The organism is Shewanella sp. GD04112 (assembly GCF_029835735.1).
GTDB lineage: Bacteria > Pseudomonadota > Gammaproteobacteria > Enterobacterales > Shewanellaceae > Shewanella.
In genome coordinates this window covers 4,266,335-4,290,760 of sequence record NZ_JAOEAL010000001.1, presented here as the reverse complement: position 1 = coordinate 4,290,760, position 24,426 = coordinate 4,266,335, and the positions used below count along the sequence as shown (strand labels likewise).

Annotated in this window: 18 protein-coding genes and 1 pseudogene; 11 read left to right on the top strand and 8 right to left on the bottom strand. The window is 49.8% G+C overall.

Features of this window, described 5'->3' with window-relative positions:
* Positions 1-107 precede the first annotated feature (107 nt).
* The 7 genes from tldD to N7386_RS18790 all read left to right on the top strand — a co-directional run bounded on the left by tldD (position 108) and on the right by N7386_RS18790 (position 8,911).
* The gene (gene tldD / locus N7386_RS18820; protein ID WP_041408898.1) at positions 108-1,556 is read left to right on the top strand and encodes a metalloprotease TldD; all 1,449 of its coding nucleotides are present in this window, start codon (positions 108-110) and stop codon (positions 1,554-1,556) included.
* Between the two features lie 110 nt (positions 1,557-1,666).
* Positions 1,667-3,088, top strand: coding sequence for a TolC family protein (locus tag N7386_RS18815; RefSeq protein ID WP_279770320.1), 1,422 nt, complete (start codon positions 1,667-1,669; stop codon positions 3,086-3,088).
* Complete coding sequence (locus N7386_RS18810) at positions 3,078-4,052, top strand: efflux RND transporter periplasmic adaptor subunit (RefSeq protein ID WP_011625009.1); 975 nt, start codon at positions 3,078-3,080, stop codon at positions 4,050-4,052. Before N7386_RS18815 ends, N7386_RS18810 begins: the two co-directional genes overlap by 11 nt.
* A gap of 98 nt (positions 4,053-4,150) precedes the next feature.
* Positions 4,151-5,365, top strand: coding sequence for an ABC transporter permease (locus N7386_RS18805; RefSeq protein WP_279771068.1), 1,215 nt, complete (start codon positions 4,151-4,153; stop codon positions 5,363-5,365).
* A 1-nt stretch (position 5,366) separates the two neighbouring features.
* Positions 5,367-6,518 carry an ABC transporter permease gene (locus N7386_RS18800; RefSeq protein WP_279770319.1) on the top strand — a complete coding sequence of 384 codons (1,152 nt, stop codon included), beginning with the start codon at positions 5,367-5,369 and terminating at the stop codon, positions 6,516-6,518.
* Between the two features lie 167 nt (positions 6,519-6,685).
* Complete coding sequence (locus tag N7386_RS18795; protein ID WP_086902227.1) at positions 6,686-7,087, top strand: hypothetical protein; 402 nt, start codon at positions 6,686-6,688, stop codon at positions 7,085-7,087.
* A 492-nt stretch (positions 7,088-7,579) separates the two neighbouring features.
* Positions 7,580-8,911, top strand: coding sequence for an APC family permease (locus tag N7386_RS18790; protein ID WP_279770317.1), 1,332 nt, complete (start codon positions 7,580-7,582; stop codon positions 8,909-8,911).
* Positions 8,912-8,964: 53 nt separating this feature from the next.
* Here the strand turns inward: N7386_RS18790 and N7386_RS18785 are convergent, their stop codons facing one another.
* Both N7386_RS18785 and yjgA read right to left on the bottom strand, forming a co-directional pair.
* Positions 8,965-11,454 carry an Ig-like domain-containing protein gene (locus N7386_RS18785; RefSeq protein WP_279770315.1) on the bottom strand — a complete coding sequence of 830 codons (2,490 nt, stop codon included), beginning with the start codon at positions 11,452-11,454 and terminating at the stop codon, positions 8,965-8,967.
* A gap of 30 nt (positions 11,455-11,484) precedes the next feature.
* Positions 11,485-12,018 carry a ribosome biogenesis factor YjgA gene (gene yjgA / locus N7386_RS18780; protein WP_011625015.1) on the bottom strand — a complete coding sequence of 178 codons (534 nt, stop codon included), beginning with the start codon at positions 12,016-12,018 and terminating at the stop codon, positions 11,485-11,487.
* 175 nt (positions 12,019-12,193) lie between these two features.
* Between yjgA and pmbA the strand changes: the two genes are divergently transcribed.
* Positions 12,194-13,537 (top strand): metalloprotease PmbA, encoded by a 1,344-nt coding sequence (gene pmbA, locus N7386_RS18775; protein WP_011624186.1) that lies wholly within the window; start codon positions 12,194-12,196, stop codon positions 13,535-13,537.
* Between the two features lie 135 nt (positions 13,538-13,672).
* Here the strand turns inward: pmbA and N7386_RS18770 are convergent, their stop codons facing one another.
* Together N7386_RS18770 and N7386_RS18765 are read right to left on the bottom strand one after the other, a co-directional pair.
* Complete coding sequence (locus N7386_RS18770; protein WP_126512016.1) at positions 13,673-15,799, bottom strand: TonB-dependent receptor; 2,127 nt, start codon at positions 15,797-15,799, stop codon at positions 13,673-13,675.
* 197 nt (positions 15,800-15,996) lie between these two features.
* Positions 15,997-16,842 carry a transporter substrate-binding domain-containing protein gene (locus tag N7386_RS18765; RefSeq protein ID WP_126512015.1) on the bottom strand — a complete coding sequence of 282 codons (846 nt, stop codon included), beginning with the start codon at positions 16,840-16,842 and terminating at the stop codon, positions 15,997-15,999.
* A 255-nt stretch (positions 16,843-17,097) separates the two neighbouring features.
* On the opposite strand from N7386_RS18765, the gene N7386_RS18760 reads away from it, so the two are divergent.
* On the top strand, positions 17,098-17,325 hold the full coding sequence (locus tag N7386_RS18760) for a ribosome alternative rescue factor ArfA (protein WP_011624183.1): 228 nt from the start codon (positions 17,098-17,100) through the stop codon (positions 17,323-17,325).
* Positions 17,326-17,639: 314 nt separating this feature from the next.
* Here the strand turns inward: N7386_RS18760 and rimO are convergent, their stop codons facing one another.
* Entirely contained in the window at positions 17,640-19,070 is a 1,431-nt protein-coding gene (rimO, locus tag N7386_RS18755) for a 30S ribosomal protein S12 methylthiotransferase RimO (protein ID WP_126512014.1), read from the bottom strand.
* 419 nt (positions 19,071-19,489) lie between these two features.
* Here rimO and N7386_RS18750 point away from each other — a divergent pair, with 419 nt between their 5' ends.
* Together N7386_RS18750 and N7386_RS18745 are read left to right on the top strand one after the other, a co-directional pair.
* The gene (locus N7386_RS18750; RefSeq protein WP_011624181.1) at positions 19,490-20,200 is read left to right on the top strand and encodes an oxidative stress defense protein; all 711 of its coding nucleotides are present in this window, start codon (positions 19,490-19,492) and stop codon (positions 20,198-20,200) included.
* Between the two features lie 269 nt (positions 20,201-20,469).
* Positions 20,470-21,261: a class I SAM-dependent methyltransferase gene (locus N7386_RS18745; protein WP_126512013.1), complete on the top strand. Its 792-nt coding sequence runs from the start codon at positions 20,470-20,472 to the stop codon at positions 21,259-21,261.
* Between the two features lie 449 nt (positions 21,262-21,710).
* Here the strand turns inward: N7386_RS18745 and N7386_RS18740 are convergent, their stop codons facing one another.
* The 3 genes and pseudogenes from N7386_RS18740 to N7386_RS18730 form a co-directional block, all read right to left on the bottom strand.
* Positions 21,711-22,109 (bottom strand): hypothetical protein, encoded by a 399-nt coding sequence (locus N7386_RS18740; RefSeq protein ID WP_126512011.1) that lies wholly within the window; start codon positions 22,107-22,109, stop codon positions 21,711-21,713.
* Positions 22,110-22,439: 330 nt separating this feature from the next.
* Positions 22,440-22,817, bottom strand: a pseudogene (locus tag N7386_RS18735) (transposase); the annotation flags it as partial.
* Between the two features lie 28 nt (positions 22,818-22,845).
* Complete coding sequence (locus N7386_RS18730; RefSeq protein WP_088585867.1) at positions 22,846-24,348, bottom strand: IS66 family transposase; 1,503 nt, start codon at positions 24,346-24,348, stop codon at positions 22,846-22,848.
* Between the last annotated feature and the right edge of the window lie 78 nt (positions 24,349-24,426).

Sequence of the window (24,426 nt, the reverse complement as noted above, 5' to 3'; positions counted from 1 at the left end):
AGATTAAGCCTTCAACAGATTTAGATGAAATAGACTCACAGCGAATTTAAGTTATTTTAAAAATGAGTGAGTTGCCAATTTTAGCCAAGCTTTCAGAGAGAACCGCGATGCCTTTTTTAGCACAAGTAGAGCAAAGTTTATTAAAGGGTGGCTTAGCCCTCGATGGGTTACAGAGTTATTTAAACACCATACATCAACATAAAGTCGATTTTTCCGATCTCTATTTCCAAGGCAGTCGCCACGAATCTTGGGTGCTCGAAGATGGCATTATTAAAGATGGTAGCTTCCATATCGAACGCGGCGTCGGTGTACGTGCCATCAGCGGCGAGAAAACCGGTTTTGCCTATGCCGATGATATTACGCCAGCGGCATTAAGCGCAGCGGCCGAGGCGGCGCGTGGTATTGCAGGGGCGGGTGAGCAGGCCAAGGTGCAGGCTTTCAAACGTCAACAAGCCTTAGCGCTGTACGATAGTCTCGACCCTATCGCCGCCATGGAAGAAGTGAAAAAAATCAACCTACTGAAAGAGGCCGATGCCTATATCCGTAGCCTCGACAGCCGCATTATCCAAGTGGTCATTAGCCTAGCAGGTGTGCACGAAGAAATACTGGTTGCCGCCAGTGACGGTACTTTGGCCGCCGATATTCGCCCGTTAGTGCGCTTTAATTGCAGCGTTATTTTAGAAGAAAATGGCAAGCGTGAACGTGGCAGCGCCGGTGGCGGTGGTCGTCACGATTACAGCGTGTTTATGGTGACGGATGAAACCGGTTTACCTATGTGCTTTGCCTTCGCCCGCGAAGCGGTGCGTCAGGCGCAAGTCAATCTGAATGCCATCGATGCGCCAGCCGGAGAGATGCCTGTGGTACTGGGTAATGGTTGGCCGGGCGTGTTACTGCACGAGGCCGTGGGTCATGGCCTAGAAGGTGACTTTAACCGCAAGGGCAGCAGCGCCTTTAGTGGTATGGTCGGCGAGCAAGTGGCTTCGAAACTGGTGACTGTCGTGGACGATGGCACGCTTGCGAATCGCCGTGGCTCACTGAGCATCGACGATGAAGGCGTACAAACCCAGAGAACCGTGTTAATCGAAGACGGTATTCTCAAAGGCTATATGCAGGATAAATTAAATGCTCGCCTGATGGGCGTGGCACCGACGGGGAATGGCCGCCGCGAATCCTATGCGCATCTGCCTATGCCTCGGATGACTAACACTTATATGACGGCAGGCGAGTCTGATCCGAGCGAGATCATCAAGTCGGTGAAGAAGGGCATTTATGCGCCTAACTTTGGCGGCGGTCAGGTGGATATCACCTCGGGCAAGTTCGTGTTCTCCGCTTCTGAAGCCTATCTGATTGAAAATGGTGAAGTGACTCAAGCGATTAAGGGCGCTACCCTGATTGGTAATGGCCCAGAGGCCATGAGTCAGATCTCCATGGTGGGTAACGACATGGCCCTAGATAAGGGCGTTGGTGTGTGTGGTAAGGATGGTCAAAGCGTGCCTGTGGGTGTCGGTCAACCGACCCTCAAACTTGACCGTTTAACCGTTGGGGGTACGGCATAACCCGCTTGTTTACTGTCTAGGCAGCACTTAAGGCGGTGGGTTCTAGCCGCCTTCCATGATGGATGTTATCATTTGCAAAGGAAATTAGAGTAACTACTCTAGAGGTGTTAATGAAACTATCACGTTTGGCATGGCTGTGTTTATTGCCTTTGCCCTCGCTATTGCCGTTAGCGGCCAATGCCCAGCCCAGTAGCTTTACTGAGGCTTGGCAGCAAGTGCTTAAGGTGAGCGATAAACTCCAGGCCCAATCCCAAGAGGTTAATCGCGCCAAGGGCGAGCAAGAGGCGGGCGAGAGTTTAAATCTGCCGTCCCTCAGCCTGAATGGCAGTTATACCCACCTCGAAAAACCAATCGAATTAGATTTAAGGGATCTCAATCCCTTAGCCTCGCTTGACCCAGCGACCTTGCCTCCCGCACTTGGCGGCGCCTTGGCGAGTATTCCGGGTTCATTATTTGTCACGCCTTTTACCGAGCAAGATATTTTCCGCGCTAGCTTACAGGCTATGTGGCCAATTTATACTGGCGGCCAGATCACCGCGGCTCAAGGTATTCATGCCGCCATGGTGGCCGAGAAGCAACAGGAATTACAGTTAGCGACCCGCGACTTATTTACTCAGTTGGTTGACCGTTATTATGCCGTCGATGTGACTCAATCCCTCGTCAGCACCCAAACCGAGCTGGTGGCCTCCTTAACTAAGCATGTTGACCACGCGCTAGCGCTGGAGCGCGAAGGGCAAATTGCTAAGGTCGAGCGCCTGAATGCTCAAGTTGCCCTAGATAACGCTAAGGTCAATTTAGGCAGCGCCCGCCGTCAACATGAAATGGCTGTGATCGCCCTATCGCGCATGTTGCAGCAGAGCGATGTCAGCACTAACTCACCTTTATTTGTGTTGCCACAGGCGCCGTCATTGGGGGATTTGACCCAAGTGACCCTGAGCCAGCATCCTGCACTTAAACTGCTGGAGGCTAAAGAGGCGCAGGCGAATGGTTTGGTTTCCTTAGAGAAAGGTAAATACCACCCGACTGTATTCCTTTTTGGTAATTACACCTTATACGAAGATGACAGCTTATTTTCTAAGGTGGAGCCGGACTGGATGGTGGGTGTCGGCGTAAAAGTGCCCTTGCTGAGTCGCGATGGCCGCAGCGGTAAAGTGGAAGCGGCTAAGAGTGCCTTGCTGCAAGCCCGTTACACTAAGGCGCAGACCCGCCAAGACTTAAGTTTGCTGCTAGACCAAAGTTACCGCCAGTTATTGCAGGCTGAGGAAGAGGTCAAGGCACTGAATACCTCACTCGAACTGGCGAGTGAAAACCTGCGTTTAAGGGAAATTGCCTTTAACCAAGGGCTGTCCACTTCTATCGACAGGGTCGATGCCGAATTAAAACTGAGCGCCGTTAAAACTCAGCAGCTTGGCGCCAGTTATCGCTATGTGCAAGCCTATGCCAGATTAATGGCCATCAGTGGTCAATTAGATGAATTTATCGGTCGCAGTGCCACAGGCGCTCAATCGCAGGAGATTATCAATGCGCGCTAACAGAATCCTTGCCCTAACGGCGTTGGTCGCATTAGGCCTTATCTTAGCCTATGGACTCAAACTGGCTTACAGCCCAGCGCCGAGCCTGTTACAGGGGCAAATTGAAGCCCGTGAGTATAATGTATCCTCTAAGGTGCCAGGACGGGTAGAGCAGGTGCTTGTGCGCCGTGGCGATAGCGTCAGCGAAGGCGATTTGTTATTTGCCATTCATAGTCCAGAACTGGATGCCAAGTTGATGCAGGCTGAAGGCGGTCGCGATGCGGCCAAAGCTCTGCAACAGGAGGCGAATAACGGCGCCCGTACCCAAGAGGTGATGGCGGCTAAAGAGCAATGGCTCAAGGCGCAAGCGGCGGCAACGCTGGCGAAAACCACCTATACCCGAGTGGAAAATCTCTTCAATGAAGGGGTTGCCGCAAGACAAAAACGGGATGAAGCCTTTACTCAGTGGCAAGCGGCCAAGTACACAGAGCAGGCCGCATTAGCCATGTATCAAATGGCCGAAGAGGGTGCGCGGGTCGAAACCAAAGCCGCAGCGGCGGGTAATGCTCGTATGGCCGAGGGCGCGGTGAAAGAAGTCAGTGCCATCATGGCTGACAGTCAAATGCGTGCGCCTAAGTCTGGGGAAATCAGCGAAGTATTGTTGCAAGCGGGAGAGTTGGCACCGAGTGGCTTCCCTGTGGTCAGCCTTATCGACATGCAGGACGCTTGGGCAGTATTCCAAGTGCGTGAAGATCAACTCAAACGTTTTAAAAAGGGTGATAAACTGCCATTAACCATTCCTGCGCTGGATAAAACCGTGGAGTTCACCGTTGCCCATATTAGTGTGATGGGCGACTTTGCGACTTGGCGTTCAACCGAAAGTGGCCACGATTTTGATATGCGCACCTTCGAGGTGGAGTTGCGCCCAACTGCGCCGATCCCCGATCTGCGTGTCGGTATGTCTGTGCTGCTCAGTGCTGAGTAACGATTGTGGCCAAGTCACCGAGTGAGCAAACGCATGTGAGCGAGCCTAAGCCGTTGAATGGGCCTCAGAATGCGGCGCATCCAGCATCCTCTGGCTTTCTGGCGCAGTTAGTGGCACTCGTGCGCCGCGAGCTTAGGGCGCTATGGCGCGATCCTTGGCAACTGGCCCTGATCAGTTATATCCCGCTGCTGGGCATCTTGTGTCTCTGGTGGTTATTTAGTGCTGGGCTACCACGGCAATTACCCGTGGCGATTGTTGACCAAGACCACAGCCAGCTGAGCCGAATGTTGACCCGTCAACTCAAAGCCAACCCTGTCACCGAGCCGCGAAGTTTTACCGATCTCCCCTCGGCTGTTGCGGCTATGCAGCAGGCGCAGGTCTACGCCGTAGTGGTGTTTCCCCATGATATGAAAAAGGATTTACTCACAGGTCATAAACCAACAATCGATGTGCGTTACAACAGCCAGTTTTTGCTGGTGGGTAAGCTGTTGTCGAGTCAAATTCAGTTGAGTCTAGGCGATGGATTGTTGCAGGTCGCAGGCCTTAAGCAGCTGATGACGGGCACGCCAAAATCCCAAGTGGCGGTGAACTTAAGCCCAGTGAAAAGCCAAACGACCGCACTGTTTAACCGTAACAATAACTACATAGGTTTTTTAGTGCCGCCGGTATTGGTCGCGCTGTGGCAGTTATTATCCATGTTGGTGATGGCCAACAGCTTAAATCGCGAGTTGCAACTTAATGCCGCGCATTCAGAGGAGGGGCTCTCCAATCGATTGACCGAGCATTTTTGGCCTAAAGTGTTGGCTAAAATCCTGTTATTTACCCCGATATTGATGCTCCAAGGCGGGTTTATCCTCGCTTGGTTGTATCTGTATCTGGCTTTGCCTTTTGCGGGCAGTTTAGCACTGCTGCTATTTGCTCAGTTGTTCATGCTGCTGGCGGTGTGGAGCCTTGTGTTGTTTATCTTTGTGCTGATGCGTGATAGCGCGCGGGTCATCAGTTTTTGTACTGCGCTGTTTGCGCCAGCCTTTGCTTTTATGGGGATCACTTTCCCCACCCATGAAATGCCGCAACTCGCCCAGTGGTGGCGACTCATCATGCCATCGAGCCATTATATTGAGTCCCATGTGAGCGTGGTGAGTTATGGCGCGGCGTGGCCGACGGTAGCGCAGCAATTGAGTAGTTATTGGGGTTTTATCGGTTTATTGCCGCTGATTTCTCTCTTGGCTCACAAATTACTGCCGATGACGGTAAAAGCTCAGGCTGAAGCGGCGGAATACCACGCGGCGCCTCTGCCTGCGAAGGGGCAATAACATGAATTTATGGCAGTTAGTGCTGACAGAATTAAAGGCGATTGTGAGCGACAAGGCGATTGCCGTGACCCTATTCGGCGGAGTGCTGTTTTATTCGGTGCTCTATCCCTTGCCTTACTTGCACCAAGTCCCAACAGAACAACAGCTTATCGTGGTGGATTTAGACCATTCCTCCCTGAGTCGTCAACTTATTCGTCATGCGGATGCCAGCGCTAAAATCCAAGTCATAGGCCAAGTGGGCTCCATTACCGAGGCGAAGCGTTTTATCGAAACCGGCAAAGCCCATGGTTTATTGGTGATCCCTGAAGGATTTCGCCGCGACTTGCTGCTGGGCAAGGGCGTGACCTTAAGCTACGGCGGTGATGCCAGTTACTTCTTGATTTATTCGGCGGTGGCCGAGGGACTTGTCAGCGCGGGAATGGATGCGGGTAAGCAAGTGCAATTAATTGGAATGCTCGCGCAGGGGAAAAATCCGAAAGAAGCCGAGCAAAACCTGAATTCGCTGCACTTAAACAGCGTGCCTGCCTTTAACCCTAGCCTAGGTTATACCCCCTACGTGGTGCCAGGGCTGTTCTTACTTATCCTGCATCAAACCTTATTGATTGGAACCGGGATCCTCGGTGCGGGGCAGTGGCGCAACCGCAGTTATTGGCAGCAGGTGTCGCCGCTGCAATTGGTCTGCGGTCGTATTCTCGCCTTTATGTTGATTTATATGGTGTTTACCAGCTTTTATGTAGGGTATTGCTACCACTGGTATAAGGTGAGTATTCAGGCGAGTCTTGGTTTAGTAGCGCTATGGTTGCTGCCATTTTTATTGGCGACGGCGGCGGCTGGGGTTGCGATGAGCACGCTGTTTAGCCGCCGTGACCTACCGACTCAAGTATTGCTGTTGATTTCTATGCCGATTCTGTTTGTCTCCGGCTTTGTCTGGCCGATTGCATTAATTCCCGAGCCTTTGGTGCTGGGCTCGCAGATAATTCCTGCGGTGCCTGCCATTATGGGGATGTTGGAGCTGAACCAAATGGGCGCAAGCTGGGCGAGTGTGCTGCCAAAATGGTTACAGCTTTGGGGCTTGTTTGTGCTGTTTTTTGGTCTTGCGATGTTGGGGATCAAACGTCGGGCGCGGGCATTGGCTGAACTCAGTACATCTTAGACGGCGCTGTTATTCGTACCGACAGAATACTGATTTTTATGTTTGTATTAAATTTGTTATTGGATATTAGGCAGATATAGATATAATCGTCCGGCAAAAAATTAAACAGGGGCCGTTTAATTTCGAAGCAGTTGCTTCATTTTTTATCGCATCAAAAGGAAGATGAAATGCGTAAAATTACTTTACTCTCTTTGGCCATGGGTACTTGTCTGTTGGCCGCCTGCGCCGCTAAACCTCCCATCGTTGCACAAGAAAAAACCGTTGAAGTCGATGGTATCAACCTCGTCTTTGGTGGTAGCTACGATACTGAACGCAAAAATATTTCACTGTCGGTGAATGGCGACTCAGTGATGAAAGGCACTTTCCCACCTTACACGCCAACCCAAAACCTCAGCGGTAAATACAAGGGTTACACCATCTCTAGCCAATGTTATTTCGGCTCAGTGCTGAGCAGCCAAGGTGGCGCATTTGGTGCGATTGCTGGGGTGATCCAATCGACGAAATCTAGCTCTGGCGATAAATGCGACATGCTGGTTAACGGTAAAATCGTCGAAAGCCTGTACTTCTAAGCATCCCACATATCGCTACATGGCCCCTGTATCTTGTATTTGCCCCATGGTCATCACAATGACCATGCCGGGGTAAGTCTCTTTGCTAAAGTCTCAAGAAAATAAGTCCTCCTCACGCGCCACTAGGGTTGAGTTTATTCACGCTGTTCGACTCAACACGCGGGCATTTTTACATATCTTTGCTCTCTTTACCGTACAGACGACACAGATAGGCAACTTAATGCCCTTATTGGGTTGTCTTCGACTCTGTTTTGGGGGAGAATGCGCGCCGCAAAAATAACCGGGGTATTCAGTATCCCGGTTATTTTCTTTTTGTGTGTATAGGTTTTAAACCAATTGAGGCCGGTAAACATCCGGAAATGATATGAGGTTCGTTTGAACCTACTTTACTGAGGACAATTCAATGGGGCTGTTGTTTACCGGATGTTCGGTAGTTGCCGTAAATCAATCTGTTGCGTTTGCAATTCCACCTGCTGCAAAAGGAGGTTGTATATGAGCCAACAAAATCCAGGCTTAAAGCAAAGCCTTAGTCTGTGGCAAGTGGTTGTGATGGGATTAGCCTATCTCACGCCTATGGCCGTGTTTGACACCTTTGGCATTGTCTCCGAGATCACCTCAGGCCATGTGGCCACCTCTTACCTGCTCGCGTTAGCGGGGATCCTGTTTACCGCCTTTAGCTACGGTCACTTAGTACGTAAATATCCCTATGCGGGCTCGGCCTATACCTATGCGCAAAAAACCTTTAGCCCGAATGTCGGCTTTATGGTGGGCTGGTCATCGCTGCTCGATTATATGTTTATGCCGATGATCAATATGTTGCTGGCAAAGATTTACCTCACGGCCATGTTCCCTAACGTCGAGCCGTGGATTTTTATCTTTGGTTTAGTCGCTGTGATGACGGTATTAAACCTGAGGGGCATAGATTTAGTGGCGAATTTTAATGGCGTTATCGTATTCGCCCAGATTGCCATTATCTTAGTGTTTATCGGTCTAATGGCCCACAGCCTGTCCCTTGGCGAAGGCGAAGGTGTGATTGCCAGTGTACGTCCATTCTATTCCGAAGAGATAAGCCTTGCGCCGCTGTTTACTGGCGCGACCATTCTGTGTTTCTCCTTCTTAGGTTTCGATGGCTTAAGTTCGTTGAGTGAAGAAACCAAGGACGCTAAGCGAGTCATCCCCCGCGCTATCGTGCTAACTGCTTTGATTGGCGGCGTGATTTTTGTCAGCGTGTCCTATTTCTTGCAGCTGTTTTTCCCAGATATTTCTCGCTTCCAGCAGTTAGATGCTGTGCTGCCTGAGATTGCCCTGTATGTGGGCGGTAATTTATTCCAGTCAGTGGTGCTGGTGGCAACCACCATTGCGGTGTTGGCCTCGGGCATGGCCGCCCATGCGGGTGTGGCACGTATTCTCTACGTGATGGGGCGCGACAATATGCTGCCCAATAAAGGCTTTGGCTATATTCACCCCAAATGGCGCACGCCAGCATTTAACGTGATTCTGGTGGGATTACTGGCGCTTTCTGCGGTGTCCTTCGATCTCGAAATGGCATTGGCGCTTGTCAACTTCGGGGCGCTGGTGGCTTTTACCTTTGTGAACCTGTCGGTAATAGTGCAGTTTTATATCAAAGAGAAACGTAACCAATCCTTGAAAGAGCACTTGCAGTACTTCGTCTTACCTTTGTGCGGCGCGGCGACGATTGGCGTACTGTGGCTTAATCTTGAACCTCAGTCCCTAGAGCTTGGCTTAATTTGGGCGGCAGTTGGGATCTTGTATTTGGCACTGCGAAGCCTGCGTTTACGCAAGGCGGTAGAGTTACAGAATTAACTCGCAAATTGAGCTAGAAAGTAAAAGACCCGCTGTTGCGGGTCTTTTGGTTTTTACAGTGTCGGCACGGTAAAGCTGAGGGAGGTCTTAACTTGCTTGGGCGTAGTGGTCACTACGCTGATTTGACTCCCCGCAGAGGCGGTGAAACTGAGTGGTGTGCCTAAGCCATTCTTGCCGGTGAGAGTGTTGGCTACCTCAATGGTATCTGGCGTACCGTTACAATCGACGCAGAGCTCGATTTGGGTCTTAGCAGGCATAATTTGTTTGGCATTGTCATGTACAAACACCACAAACTTAGACTCGCTACCTGCGGCAACGGGTTTAATATCATTAACGCCTGCGAGTAACACACCGTCTTGCTGCACACTGATATAAGCCTGCGAACCAGACATGCTTAACACCAAAGCCTTACGCACATAGGTTTTGTTGGCTTGACCAGTGCCACAGAGGCTGCCTTCACATTGAGGGCCGTTAAACTTGCCATCGGCGGCGGGATAGGTCTCGCGGGCGAGGTTATCGAAATAAGGTTCACCGCTGTCGCGGCTAAAGTTTTCATTATCATCGCGAAACGCCGTTGGTAAGTCGCTAAAACCGCTATTGTGGAAGGTTTCCACATCCATTCCATTGCCGCTGCAGTGAGTTGCTACACCATTGAATAAGCAGGCGTTAGTGATAGCGCCACCATCGGCACTATCAAACTGATTGTTGCCGTTAGTGTCGAAGAAAGTTTCGTGACCCAAGGCGTAGGCCAAGATGGTAATACGGTGATCTTGAGGGCGATAAGCGCCTGAAGTCCAAGTCACGCTACAGGCGCCATTTTGCGTTAGGCAGCTTGGGGCGATTTGGCCACCTTCGGTGTTGAAGTTAACCGTAGTATCATCGGGCGCTGGGTTACCAAAGCTGTCCGACAGTCTGGCGGTAATAGTCGCGGTTTCACCGTCATAATCGCCCGCTTCGGGATTAAATATCGTCGTCGAAAGACTAAAGCCAAGTTGCTGTGGCAGGCCAGTATTAACCGTTAATTGCTCAGATTGGCTAGTGATCACTTCCTTGGTATCGGCATCCACTGCGCTGGCGACCACGCGAACTGGGGTTGGCACAGTACCCGAAAGCACACGTACACTGGCGATACCTTGGGAGTTTGTCAGGCTCTCTGCGCTGGCGCTGCCATTGGCAAAACTTAAACCGCCGACCACAGTATCTAAGCTAAAACTAACCTTTTGCTGCGCGGCTGGCTGGCCATTGGCGCTGGTGACTTTAAAGCTCACCAGTGATGATTCGCTCGACCCAGTCCCACCTGCGCCTTTAATACGAATTTGGTTGGGCTCGGCCGCTTCAAAGCTCAGACTGGCTAAGGTTTGACGTTGAAGCGTAAAGGGGAAGTTCGCCGTCAGCGTTTGATTACCCACGACTGTGGTCGCGACGATTTGATCGTTACGCTCGCTATTCCCGCTGCAACTGGTGTCTTGGAAGGTCGAGCTGGCATTGCCCGATAGCGTCGTGACAGGCGAGTCTAAGCTCGCATTATTACTGCTGGTGCAGTCAGAGCTGAAACTGATGGATGACGGCGTCTGTACGCGAGTGACAGTGCCATCACTAGCCTCTAACACTAAGCTTGCGGTCACGCCAAAGCTGCCGCCGGCGCTGATTTTATAGCTGCCATCGGCCTGCGCCGTTAACGTACTGGCCAGTTTTCCTTCCGTAAAACTGCCGCCATTAAAGGAGCCTAATTTTAGAGTGCCGGCTTCGTTAACTGCATCTTTGCTGAGCACTTCATACAAGCTGCTGCTTTGTAGCGATTGCCCTTGATAATCCACCGTTACCGTTAAGGCGTTGGCGCCTAATTCGGTGGCACTTGGGGTATAAGTGACTTGGGCAATACCTTGCTCATCGGTTAGCGCACTGGCCGGGGTTAAGGTCGCTGACCCCGCACTGAAGCTGACCTTAGCATCGGCAATACCTTTACTCTCGGCATCGAGGAAAATGGCTTGCAGTTGTACGGCTTCATCAACTTTAAAGCGAGTCACTACATTCGCGCCGCTTTGAATACTGGCGCTCAGTTTTGGGGCTATGGATGCGCCAGTGCCGTCGATAGTGCCTGTAAATTCAAAGTTGCGAGTCGCCGATAGCGCTGTGCTGGAATCACTTGGGGTGGTGGTTGCCGTAATCGTTCCTGCATTGATAAGCAAATCTGGATTACTCACAATAACAATGGCTTCACCATTGCTATCCGTGAGTTTGCTTTCCGGTGTTAACGCCCCAAGGTCGGTCGTAAAGTTAACTCTCTGGTTGCTGACCTTTGCAGAACCTTTGTTTAACTTGGCGACAGCACAAAAACCTGCGTCTTTAGGGAAACTTTGAAGTGAGGTAAAACTGCCGCATTGACTACCCGATAAGGTTTTAAAGTCGATAGACAGTTTGTAAATACCGTCGCTGGCATCTGTGCCACCGTTGTCTTCGTCAGAGGGGCCGTTACAGCCCCAAAGTCCAAATAAACCAATAGAAAGCAAAGTAAGATTGCAAAACGTGTTGCTAAATCGCATAAGCAAACATCCTTGTTGGTGCTGAGTTAATTAGTCTTGGATTTCGCTGCGTAGGTATTTAAACAGCTCTTTTGATGATTTGGACTCAGGGCCTTTTGCCAACTCTTTCGTGGCTTGGCGCACTAAGGTACGCAGCTTCTGTCTGTCCAACTGTGGGTAATGTTCCACTAAGGTTTGAATTTCGCTGTCGCCTTGGCTCAGTAAACGCTCGCGCATTTTCTCGAACATTTGCAGCTTAGCGGTTTCGTTGTTGTTTTTGTTCAGTACGATAGCGAGCGCGGCTTTAATCGGCTCCACATCGACGTTACGCATCAACTTACCGATATATTGCATATGGCGGCGATAGGCTTCGGTCTTCGGCTTAATCTTATGAGCTTGCTGGATGCTGTCGTATAAGTGCTCGTCCAGCTCGATTTTATCTAGCTGGGTCTTGCTGAGCGACACCAATTCCATACCGACTTTTTGAGCAGCTTCGCAGTCACGCTTGTCCTCGGTTTTGCTGACATACTCTTCGTCACTGTCATAGGGTTGTTTAAAATGCTCTGAATCACCAACAATCTTCATATAGATAAAACCTCAGTTAAATAACGGCCTAATAATAACATCTCCCGCCAAAAATCGCCTAACGAAAGCGCGTGCGCCATGGCTGAGATTGACGAAATAAGCGCGCAATAAATAATGAGAATGGCATGGGTGTTTGTTATGCTAACGCCATTGCCGACAACGAAAGAGTAGCTTTGTGTCTTTGAACAGAATCGATAGTGAATTGGCCGCGCTGAAAGATGCGGTTGCCGTGGCCCTCGAATATGCCAATAAATTAGGGACAAATGCCGCCGAAGTGGCGATCAGTAAACAACAGGGATTATCGGTTTCAACCCGCTTAAAAGAAGTGGAAACGGTTGAATTTAATAAAGATGGCGCCCTAGGGATTACGGTTTATCGCGATGGTTGCAAGGGCAGTTCATCGACTTCCGATCTCAGCCCTGAAGCCATTGCCTTGGCGGTGAAAGCGGCGGACGATATCGCCCGTTACACCTCGGCCGACCCCTTTAGCGGTTTAGCCGACAAAGCCTTAATGGCGACCGAGATCCGCGATCTTAAGCTCTATTATCCTGAAGATATTTCTCCCGACGAATTAGCCCAATTGGCGATTCGCGCCGAAACCGCGGCGCTCGATGCCGATCCGCGCATCAATAACTCCGATGGTGCCAGCGCAAACGCCCACACTTCGGTCAAGGTTTACGGCAATAGCCACGGCTTCTTAAATGGTTATTGCAGCTCGCGCTACAGCTTAAGTTGCAGTGTGATCGGTGAAGACAGCGACGGCAGCATGCAGCGGGATTACGATTACACTATCGCCCGTAAATTCAGTGAGATGTTATCTCCCGAATCGGTTGGCTTGAAAACCGCACAAAAGACAGTGAGTCGTTTAGGTGCGCGTAAGATTGCGACTTCGCGTTTACCTATTCTGCTTTCGCCTGAAATCGCCACAGGGCTCATCGGCCATTTAGTCGGCGCGATCAGCGGTGGCAGCCTGTACCGTAAATCCAGCTTCCTGTTGGATGCGATTCACACCCAAATCTTCCCCGATTGGTTCAACATTGAAGAACAGCCGCATCTGCTGGGCGCGCTTGCCAGTGCCAACTACGATAGCGAAGGTGTAGCGACGCAAGATAGACGCATCATCGACCGGGGTATGTTAGAAAGCTATCTGCTGACCAGCTATTCGGCGCGCAAACTAGGCTTAACCAACACAGGTCATGCGGGTGGCATCTACAACTGGACGCTGGCTCACACCGGCCAAAGTTTCGATGAGCTAGTCAAAGGCATGGGCACTGGCTTGATTGTCACTGAAGTGATGGGCCAGGGCGTGAATATGGTAACGGGGGATTATTCCCGCGGCGCTGCCGGTTTTTACGTTGAAAATGGCGAAGTGCAGTTCCCCGTCGAAGAGATCACTATCGCGGGCAACTTGAAGGATATGTTCCGTGGTATTCAGGCGGTCAGTAAAGACTTCGATTTACGTTCGTCTATCCGCACCGGCGGGATCTTATTATCCGAGATGAAGGTTGCGGGTAACTGATTGAGTTGACCCAATTGAGCCATTCAGTCTAACGGTTCGGCGTTAACGGAATGAGCTTTAAACAAAAGGGCAAATGCAACTGCATTTGCCCTTTTGATTTTATGTCGTTCTACTTTTTAGAAGCGATAGCTAGCATTAGAAGCGATAGCTAGCACCTAATTCAAATGAGCGACCCGAGCCTGCGACTTGGCTAAAGCCACCACTGCTATCAGCCTTAAATTCGGCAAGGTTGACACCACCCAGCGGTAGTTCGTAGTAAGTATCAAACAGGTTGTTGATCGCAAAGGTTAAACTCAGCTCTTGCCATTTGATACTGCTGCTTAGATTTAACAGCGAATAGCTGTCGGTCTCATTTTCTAAGCGGCGATCATCGACCTTATCCTTAGTCGCTACCCATTGCCATGACAGGCGGTTTTCCCAATCACCTAGTTGATGGCTAAGGGCTAACTCGGTTTGTAGCGGTTTGATTTGATAAAGCGGCTCGTTACCCTCATCTCGCTCGCCTCGGGTGATATTCAGCTTGCCCTGCATCTGCCATTTACCGCTGTCGGTATCGGCTAATAGGTAGTTCGCACTCAACTTAGCGCCATATAAATGGGCATCTTCGTTGGTAAATTTAAGGATATTGCGTTTACCGTTGGCAAGGCCACTACGGTTAAAGCTGCCAATCACCTCGGCATCAATATAGTCTGTCACTGCGCTATACCAAGCCGTGGTCGAGAATTGCCATTCATCGCCCGCAAACTTGTAGGCCGCGCTCAGGGTGTGCGCCGTTTCAGGCTTTAGATTGGGATTGCCCACATAACCGTTACCGTCGCCATACCAGCCGATCATTGTGGTTGCCATCACGCCACGGCCCCAGCTGTAACGCTCATACAGGTTTGGCGCGCGGTTTTTACGGGCTAAGCCAAATTCCAATTGTTGTTTGGCCGATAGCTGATAACGCGCCAGCAGCGTGGCGTCGATAAGGTTATCGTCTCGGCTTCTATCCATAGCATTAAAGGCTTTTGCGGCTTCGGCATCCATATTCGGCATGCCCATCATGGGCATATTGCTGTAGGCCTGCACTTCGCCCGTATCAGTGGTGACATATTCATAACGCACCCCGGCAGACAACCACCAGACTGGCGTGAGGTTTTGCTGCCACTCGCCATAAACTGCGGCGCGGCGGCGTTCACCGTCGTTGATATTGATATAGTCATTGGGGGCCATCATAGTGCCGGGCACTGCTGGCCAAGTATCATCGAGTTGATAGTTATAAAATTCCTGGCCGACGAGTAACGTGCTGTTATCGCCCATAGGTAAGCGCCAATGCAGTTGGTAGCTGTAATCGCTGCCTTCAGTGTTCATCGGCATCTTGCCGGTTTTTTCCGGAGTGAAGAAGCCCATTTCATGCTTCACACTGTGCCAGTTTAACTGGGCGCTAAATTCACCGTCGTTGTCTAAATCACGCAGATAACGGACTAGGGCACCGTAACTCTTGTTATCTGTCATATCCATGTATTGGTTCGGGAAACCTTGGAAAGGGATCGCCTGATGCGTTAGCTTAATCGCCAGTTGTTGTTTGTCATCACGCCATGCCGCTGTTAACGCATGGTTTTGGGCACGATAGAGGGTATCGAGCACTTTATCGCCGTGACCATCGTGGTAGCTATTGGCATCTTCATAGGCGCCTTGATAGCTGAAACTTAAGTTCTTACTGGCAATTCCAGCCTTAGCGCCGAGTAAGAAGGCATCGCTGGTGCTGCGGTATCCCGATGAAATCTCGCCGCTTTCGAAGCTGAGGTCTTCGCTGTCGCTAAATTTAGGATTCAGGCTATTAACCTTAATCACCCCGGCGATATTGTCACCGCCCGCACTGACAGGGGACACGCCCGCGACCACTTCTACCGAGCTGATTTGATTAGCGGAAACGTAGGAAAGTGGTGGGTTCATTTGGTTGGCACAGGAGGCGGTGATATCCGCGCCATCGACTAACACTTTAATGCGATCGCCCATCATGCCATTCAGCACGGGCAAGGCGGAAACGCCGCCCGCTTCGGAGAAATCCACGCCTTGGTCTTTCAGCAAGGCATCGGCCGAGCCTAAGGTGTTACGGCCAATACTCTGTTCGCCATGGACTTGAATACGTTCAATTTGCGTCTGATTTGTCTCGTCGGCCATGGCCTGTGAGGCAACCGAAGCGCCTAATGCTAAGGTCAGTGCGCTGGCGATTGCGGAGCATTTAAAGCAGTGGGGGATAGTTGAAGTATTTGCAGCCATCTTATTGTCTTCCATTCACTCGGATAAATTGCGCTGCATTATAAAGATCATCACAGTGTGACAGGTGCGGCATATTGTCGCAGAGCTTATAAAGACAAAGCTGAAATAACGGCCTTAAGTGCTCGCTAGCGCCAAGATGAAGATAAGTTAGCGCCAAGGTGAGGATTACAAGCGGCGCGGTTTAACACGCCCTTGGATTAACCGAAGTGATTGAAGTAGATACGCTGGGTTTCCCCTTCGGCGTCCATGGCGGCGAGTGCCTTGGCAAACTCATAGGCCTTTGAATCTTCGGCGAGTCTGTTGGGGCTGTTATCTGGGCTGACGGGTAAGTCTGCTCGGTAATTGGGGTTATGTTGCCCGCGAAAATGGCGGCTTTTTTTCGAAAAGCCCAGATACATGGCCTGAGGCTGCTGGCAGCAATTGGGGTGCAGCTTAAATTGGCTCATGTCCCGCTGTTTAAGGTAGTAGCTGATGGTGGCCTGATCGTAGATAAAAAAATCCCCTTGGCTGGCAAGCAGGTAATCTAAGGCCTTAGGCACATCGAGTTCTGGCGGTTTACGTACCGACATGGTTTCGGGGAGGCCGTTAAAGTCGTAGCTACCGGGGGCGATTAACAGTGTCATCCCGCTTTGGGACAACTGCTCTAACGAACGTATATCGGCGGCTCCTGCACGGCTTATGCCGATGGCGCGCTCCGACAGGCCATTAGGAATAAAAAAGGCAAATTGAGCGCGCTCCTCACTAAAACTCAGGCCTGGGTAAAAGTCGATATTACCGAGTTTTAAATCCCGCAAAATCCGCATCTTAGGCGCGCGGGTGATCCTGAGTTTGCAACCAATCCGCTCGGCGGCGGCTTGATAGATATCGTGGTAAAACCCTTGGTTATTGGGTTCGTGTTGGATAAAGGGAAGGCGCTCACTGGTGCGATAACCCATGGTAATGATGCACTCAGAGCTTGAAAAAGCCTGCGCTAAGCTGGGGAAGAGGCTGAGTAATAGGAAAACGAGGCTAAGTAAGGGCCGATAAATAACTGCAAATTGCAAAATGATCTCCTTATCCCGTGATTACAAAGGGTAATCTTGCCGCCAATGGGCGAGCTAAAAGTACAACTAAGGCGAAGGCTTGTTAGCCTAATGTATTATTTTTATTGAATTAATCTATCATACTTTTTGATAATAAAAAGCGTGATTCTTTGCACTACTGCACAAACTCTGTACATCCTGCCATATTGCGCTATAGTGTCGCCGCAGGTCGAGTGAGGTGTATTTGGCCTGTATGAAATTAATTGAGGAGTTCCTATGGCAAAGCTTAAAGAGACTAGCGTGCTCGAACATGAAAATGGTCGCGGCACTATTACCGACAACGCACTCAAGGCAGTGGTGACGAGTTCACTGTTTAGAATGCGCACCGAAAAGCCGAAAAAGGGCAAAGGGTCTTACAACCGTAAAGCAGCAAACCGAAAGGGGTATCAGCACAGGGGCGATACCCCTTTCGACTTTATGGGAGTTTGCCTCACTGGAGCCTAGTGTAGACCCCTTAACTTTACTCGCGCTGATTTGTTTTTCCCTTATCTCTGCTCGATTTCTCTTTGATGCTTATTCTGTAAACCTTTAACGCGCCATTCTCGAACTTATCCCTCGACTTATCTGCTGTGCCATTTGCTGCTGATATCCTTCAATGCCTATCACTAGGTCGGTAACGATTGCCCATAAAAAAGCGAGCCCCTTGACTATTAGTATTAATATCAGGGGCTCGCTATTGATGCTTTTAATCCGGCGAATCGAATGCGAAGGGCAAGCGCTTAGCGCGAATGCCTAAGCCTAGTGTTTAAGCCGAGTGCTTAAGCCTCGATATCATCTTCAGCGTCGGCGTCGACTAACTCGGCCCACAGATCGTGCTCGTCCGAGTGAGTGATTACAGCGCGAACTAACATGCCGGGTTCGAGTTCGGTTTCACCGTTGATAAAGACCATGCCGTCGATTTCTGGAGCATCGGCGAAGCTGCGGCCAATGGCGCCTTCTTCGTCTACGTCATCGATCAGAATATCCATAGTGCGGCCAACGAAACAGGCTAAACGCTCGGCGCTGATCTCGGCTTGGACTTCCATAAATCTGTGGTATCTGTCTTCCTTCACGTCTTCGCTGATAAGTTCAGCGATGGTGTTGGCTACAGCGCCTTCTACTTCTGAGTACTTGAAGCAGCCTACGCGGTCGAGGCGCGCTTCACGCAGGAAGTCGAGCAGCATTTCGAAGTCTTCTTCGGTTTCGCCTGGGAAGCCCACGATAAAGGTTGAGCGGATCACCAAGTCTGGGCAGATTTCGCGCCAGCGTTGGATGGCTTCTAACTGACGGTCAACACGGCCTGGACGCTTCATCATCTTCAGGATGCGTGGGCTGGCGTGCTGCATTGGAATATCTAGGTATGGCAGGATTAAACCTTCGGCCATCAAGGGGATCAGATCGTCAACCCATGGGTATGGGTAGATGTAGTGTAAACGTACCCAAGCGCCCATCTTGCCCAGCTGGCGAGCAAGGCTAGTGATGTCTTGCTTCACTGGCATACCGTTCCAGAAGTCGGTGCGACCGCCCTTGTCTTTGCCGTAGGCAGAGGTGTCTTGGCTAACGACTAAAATTTCTTGCACGCCCGATTCAACCAAACGCTTGGCTTCATCTAATACGCTACCCGCTGGGCGGCTGTCTAAATCGCCACGCAGAGCAGGGATGATGCAGAAGGTACAACGGTTATCACAACCTTCTGAAATCTTTAAATAAGCATAATGCTTAGGCGTTAACTTAACCCCAGTTTGTGGGATTAACGAGGTAAATGGGTTGTGCTCTGGTTTTGGCACGTACTTGTGTACATGCTTTAACACGGCTTCGTAGCTGTGTGGACCCGTGATTTCGAGCACGTCAGGGTGCACTTCACGGATTTGGTTTTCCTTGGCGCCTAAACAGCCGGTCACGATCACTTTGCCGTTTTCTTCTAGGGCTTCGCGCACCGCATCTAAGGATTCTTCAACCGCCGCATCGATAAAGCCACAGGTGTTGACGATAACCAGATCGGCATTGTCGTAGCTGTTGGTGACTTCATAGCCGTCGATGCGTAATTGGGTCAGAATGCGCTCTGAGTCCACTAGGTTTTTTGGGCAACCCAAAGACACGAAACCGATGCGATTCCCTGTAGCAGTAGAATCAGCACTCGCTGCTTCTAATGTCTTGGCTGGGGTCTCAAGCGTGGTTGTTTGCTTAGGATTAAAAGTTTCAACTGTCATGGTGTCTCGCTGATGCTGATAAAAGAGCGCCGTAAAAAGAGCGCGGATTATACCTGAAGTGATTAAAAGGTACAGTGTCTTTGGGTGAAAAGTGTACAGCCAAGAGTGCGTTTCTACCAGTTGCGGCGCGGCAGAGTCCGTAGCTTAGTTATCCCGCCGCATTTCATCTTGGATGAATGGCTTTAAGGTTTGAATGGCCCTGTGCACTGCCGCTCGCCACCGATTAAAAAATTTTCAAAAAAATTAACCCTTTTTATTTTTGCCTGCGTTTATAGGGGTAGTTTGCATGATGCGTGGCTATCGCAACGGACGACAAATCGGGCTGTTACATATTGGTACAGCGAGTCGCACTTTTAACCGATAGCCGCCGCGTCAGAACCACGGCAGTCTCGCCTTAAATGATTTAGTTGGAGTTAACAATGAAGCATTCTCTTTTAGCTGTATTAGTGGCTGGTGGTCTTTTTTCAGGTGTGTTTACTGCAAAGGCGATGGCCGCCGACGTAGATTTTCCCCATATCGAAACCATGGGCGTAAGCCAAATTCAGGTTGAGCCGGATATGGCAGAGCTTAATGTCGAAGTCGCCGTTACTGAGAAAGAGGCCAAGGCCGCTAAGGATAATTCGGATGCCGCAGTGGCGAAATTTATCGCCCGTTTAACCGCTGCGGGCATTACCAAGGAGCAAATCCAAAGCGCTAACTTAAATCTGCAGCCGCAATATGTGTATGCCCAGGATAAGGCGCCAGAGCTGAGTGGTTATACCGCGAGTCGCCAAATCACAGTTACCATTAGTGATTTAGCCCGCTTAAATACGATTTTGGACTCCGCCTTAGAGGAGGGGATTAACAGGGTTAATAATATCGCCCTTAAGTCGAGCAAAGAGGCCGAGTATGTGGCCAAGGCGCGCCAAGCGGCGATTGTCGATGCTAAACAAAAAGCCGAAAGCTTAGCCAAGGGATTTGGGGAGAACTTAGGTAAGGTGTGGCAAATTCGTTATTACGATCAACGCCCTGTGCAGCCCGTAATGTTACGGATGAATGCCAAGGCCGATGCCATGGGCGCCGCCGAAAGCTATCAATATGGCCAAGTGACTATCGAAGATAGAGTCGAAGTGGTTTATAAACTCAAATAAAACCGCGATGTGAGTATGACTCTCTATCGCAATGGGCTGCTCAACTGAGCAGCCCATTTTTATATGCTTGGCCGTAAAGGCATATCCCACTCAGCGAGCCGAGTTGAGAAAACGCCAGTCCCATCTTTTATCCTAGTTCGCTGTTTTATTGAATAAAATGGATTCTCGCGTTTTGCTCTCGACTCTAGGGCGGAATTGCGTGTATCGGTTCTAAGCCAACTGATATATCATGCGCCACCCTTAATTGCCTATGGCTCCTGTTTGCCGCTATGTCTTCTAACGCGCTTTATACCGATCTCTCCGGTTATTACGATCTCATGTGCTCCGATATCAACTATCAACAACAGAGTGCGAGCATCCATCGATTGCATCAGTTCTTAGGCAATAATGGCAAGCAACACCTCGATTTAGCCTGTGGCACTGGCCCGCATGTAAGGCATTTTATCGACCTTGGCTATCAGTGTCGTGGTCTTGATATTAATCAACCCATGCTCGATATGGCCATGCGTCGCTGCCCTGAAGCGCAGTTTAATCTACAGGATATGACCGCCTTTTATCTTGAGCAGCCAGTGGATTTAATTACCTGTTTTTTATATTCCATTCATTACAGTGCGGGCATTGAGCGCCTTAAGAGTTGTATTGCCAGTGTGCACCGCGCCCTGAATGACGGCGGGATATTTTGTTTTAACTCGGTTGATAAGTACCGCATCGATAACCGCTTATCGATTAAGCATTTTGCCGAGTTTGAGGGGCACCATTTTGCCTTTGAATCTGGCTGGCATTACAGTGGTCAAGGCGAAAACCAGTCATTAAACCTGAGTATTGCAAAGAGTCACCAGCCTTTTACTCAACAGACTGATTTAGAAGGGGATACAGATATATCTGCGCATCAGACTGAGTTATGGCAAGACCAACATACTATGGTCGCGACCAGTTTTGCGGAGCTGCAAGCCTTACTCGCGCCATATTTTGAAGTGCATATCTTTGAACACGATTATGAAAAAATCGTCCCATGGGATTTAAGCTCAGGTAATGCGCTGTTTGTCTGTGTGAAGATTTAGCCTTGGGTTGAAGGTAGCAACTGGGCGGTTAGCTTTGGCTGCTCTGATTTACACCCATATCCCATCTTTGCCTTTCACAATTTTCCTGTGAATAACTGTAGTCATTGCGGCCTAACGGCCGAGGTGAATCAAAGTCGTGGGGCTTCACCCCACACCCGACCAAGGAGGACTGCTCGTCCTATCCTCCTTGGATGCTCCAAGACGCCCCTAGCGAAGTTACATGCATTGGTTAGTGGCTTCGTGCTTATTCGAAAATCGCTAACGCTTCCGATGGGGCGTCCCTTCCCCCCCGAAAGCTACGCAGACGTCCTGTCTGCGTCACGCGCTATCCATTTAATAAAGAGTCTTCAACGCCCTTTAGCAACTTCTGAACTTTTGATGCTCTGATTTTAGCTGTGAATCTAAAAAGATTTATGTGTGTCCCATCTATTTCTATTTGTTATATATATCTATATGTTGCATTTCAGATAGTTAACTAAAGTTGATTTCCACAGTTCGTCGTAGAGTTTAGGATTTAGATTCGAAATTTTAGTTCCGTATTTGGTCATATAATCTGGGGTATAGTGTGGCATTCCTTTATTTATCAGATACGAACAGGCTTTGGCTTTTTCTTCAGAAGCCAAAAATTGGCTTAAGTAGTTTTCAAAATTATGTTGTTCTAAGGCGCTCAGCGTCCAAATAGAATCTTTCATGACTATATCGATAATGCCATGAGCTGTTTTATCATTCACTCTTAATGTATCAAAATAGGCATATGCACTTGCTGAAAAATAGTTATAAACGGCTAAGTCGTATGACTTGTTATTTATACAGGTCGTAAGCGAATGATATAAAGTAACGGGGGTCATCTCTGTGGTTATTTCTTCAGTATTAAGGCAACTTGCATTACCTTCTATTTGTGCATATTGTGGAACTATAGTTAGTTTTTCTTCTTTTTTTTCGGAGGGTATACACGAGGGAATTGGTGTTTCATTTAATACTCTAATATCCCAATCAGTCGAAATGCCAGTACGGTGTTGAGCTGATATTTCATAGCGAATGCACTCCTGAGCTACTAATGGGTATACTTTGGATTCTAATCCCTTCCCTCTTGCTGGGCCGGTTGTTTTTATGTGGATAGAGTGATAACCCGGTTTAATATTTTTCGAGGCTGTTCATAATTCTGTGTCAGGTTAATTTCACAGATCGATATGGTTTTCTAAGCGCCCCTCAAAATGGATTGAGAGCTGTGATAGCGTCAAATTCCAATTTTGGATGGGGTGAGTCCAGCGCTCAGAGGCCTTCAATATACCCGCGTAAAGCAGCTTGAGTAAACTGTTCTCGTTAGCAAAACCACCTTTGGTTTTAGTTAACTTTCTGAATTGGCGATGCACGGCTTCAACAGCATTGGTGGTGTAGATGGCGGTCCGAACGTAGTCAGGGTATTTGAAATAAACCGATAGCAGTGCCCACTTGTTGCGCCATGACTTAATCACTACAGGGTATTTATCACCCCATTTTGTCTCCAGTTCATCCAGTGCCATCTCGGCCGCATTCAAGGTGGCAGCCTTATAAACAGTAAGCGGTTAATGAACCAGTGAAGCCCTACTCAATTCCACTGAGATCAACATTCCATGGCATCAGATCCGACATATCATCGGCGATTGAACGCTTTGGCAACTCCGTGAACAGGTGCCGGAAGTAATAATAGGGGTTGATGTCATTCGCCCGACACGTCATGACCAAGCTATACAGATTGGCACTGGCTTTCGCACCACCGACTGACGTTGAGAACATCCAGTTTTTTCGCCCCGTCGTGAACGGCCGGATATCCCGCTCTGTCACATTGTTGTCGATGCTGATATGTCCATCTTCCAGGTAGGTCAGCAGCTTAGGCCACTGATTCTTGGTGTAGGTGATGGCCTGGCCTAATGCTCCTTTGGGCAGCACATTCAGGCTATCGAGCCACGCTTTGAAGTCATTCAATATGGGGAGGCTTTCTTGCATCCTCAGCTGTTGGCGGGCTTCGGCCGACAGCGTTTTGGCTCGCTTTTCTATCCCATACAGTTTGGCGATAAAGGCCAGGGCCTTTTCGGGTTTCCCTGCCTTTTTCGAAGGGGATGCCTTTTGAGCATCGGTGAACTTGCGGCGCACATGCGCCATGCACGCGGCTTGAGTGACACCGTCTACCGTGTCATACGCACTGTAACCATCTGACAACAGATAACCATGGTAATCACCAAGGAATTCGCGCACACAAGCGCCTGCTCGGCTGGGGTGATAGTCGTAGATGACGACGGGATTGGGGGTGAACTCGCCGCTGCGATAAACCCACATATAGGATTTGGACTGGGCCTGTCTGTCTTCTTCTCTGAGCACTTGCACCGTGGTTTCATCGGCGCAGATGAGGGATTCTTTTAGGAGCTGCGCTTTCATTGCATCGATAATGACCTGCACTTTACTGCCAAGCTGCACACACCAGTTGGCCAAGGTGGCGCGACTAATATCTATACCCGAGCGGTTCAGGATATCTACCTGACGGTAGAGCGGCAGTGCATCGACGTATTTGGCGGTGACCACGGCGGCGAAGGCCTCGGCACTGCCAAGGCTTTTAGGGAGCATACTCGCCGGTTTTGGAGCTGTGACCACTTTGCTGGTTTCGGCTGTTTGCTCGCAGTGGCGACAAGCATATTTGGTGCGCTCATGGCGAATGACACTCACTCGCTGAGGTAGGATTTTCAGGGTTTCGCTGATTTCCTTACCGCATTCATGTAAAGGCGCATCACAGCAGTCGCAATACGGCGCATTTAAGGTATGGGTTTGCACCTCGCGTTCAAGGTCAGCAGGCAGCGGTTTACGACCCGTTTTTCTGCGCTCTTTAGGTGAGGAAGGCAACGCGTTTTGCTGTTCAGCTTCGTTGAACGTTCCTTTGGCGACTTTTTCGCTTTGGGCAGCGAAGCGTTTGGATTTGCTGAGGTTGAGCTGCTCAACGAGCAATTGCACCTGCGTTTTGAGGGCGGCGACTTCCTCCTCTTTGGCCTGCAACAATGCATCCTTGGCAAGAAGCATGGCCTTGAGTTGTTCTATATCATCGGGGTAGTCGGTCACTGGGCATCATCTACAGCATTGTATGGTGCCCAGTGTGACGGTTAAAAAGGATCGTTCAAGTGCAAAATTACGATCAGT

Bases quoted from the DNA above. Each gene is read 5' to 3' on its own strand.
- tldD (WP_041408898.1), top strand. From the start codon at position 108: ATGCCTTTTTTAGCACAAGTAGAGCAAAGTTTATTAAAGGGTGGCTTA.
- N7386_RS18815 (WP_279770320.1), top strand. From the start codon at position 1,667: ATGAAACTATCACGTTTGGCATGGCTGTGTTTATTGCCTTTGCCCTCG.
- N7386_RS18810 (WP_011625009.1), top strand. From the start codon at position 3,078: ATGCGCGCTAACAGAATCCTTGCCCTAACGGCGTTGGTCGCATTAGGC.
- N7386_RS18800 (WP_279770319.1), top strand. From the start codon at position 5,367: ATGAATTTATGGCAGTTAGTGCTGACAGAATTAAAGGCGATTGTGAGC.
- N7386_RS18795 (WP_086902227.1), top strand. From the start codon at position 6,686: ATGCGTAAAATTACTTTACTCTCTTTGGCCATGGGTACTTGTCTGTTG.
- N7386_RS18790 (WP_279770317.1), top strand. From the start codon at position 7,580: ATGAGCCAACAAAATCCAGGCTTAAAGCAAAGCCTTAGTCTGTGGCAA.
- N7386_RS18785 (WP_279770315.1), bottom strand. From the start codon at position 11,454: ATGCGATTTAGCAACACGTTTTGCAATCTTACTTTGCTTTCTATTGGT.
- yjgA (WP_011625015.1), bottom strand. From the start codon at position 12,018: ATGAAGATTGTTGGTGATTCAGAGCATTTTAAACAACCCTATGACAGT.
- N7386_RS18770 (WP_126512016.1), bottom strand. From the start codon at position 15,799: ATGGCTGCAAATACTTCAACTATCCCCCACTGCTTTAAATGCTCCGCA.
- N7386_RS18760 (WP_011624183.1), top strand. From the start codon at position 17,098: ATGGCAAAGCTTAAAGAGACTAGCGTGCTCGAACATGAAAATGGTCGC.
- rimO (WP_126512014.1), bottom strand. From the start codon at position 19,070: ATGACAGTTGAAACTTTTAATCCTAAGCAAACAACCACGCTTGAGACC.
- N7386_RS18750 (WP_011624181.1), top strand. From the start codon at position 19,490: ATGAAGCATTCTCTTTTAGCTGTATTAGTGGCTGGTGGTCTTTTTTCA.
- N7386_RS18745 (WP_126512013.1), top strand. From the start codon at position 20,470: ATGTCTTCTAACGCGCTTTATACCGATCTCTCCGGTTATTACGATCTC.
- N7386_RS18740 (WP_126512011.1), bottom strand. From the start codon at position 22,109: ATGACCCCCGTTACTTTATATCATTCGCTTACGACCTGTATAAATAAC.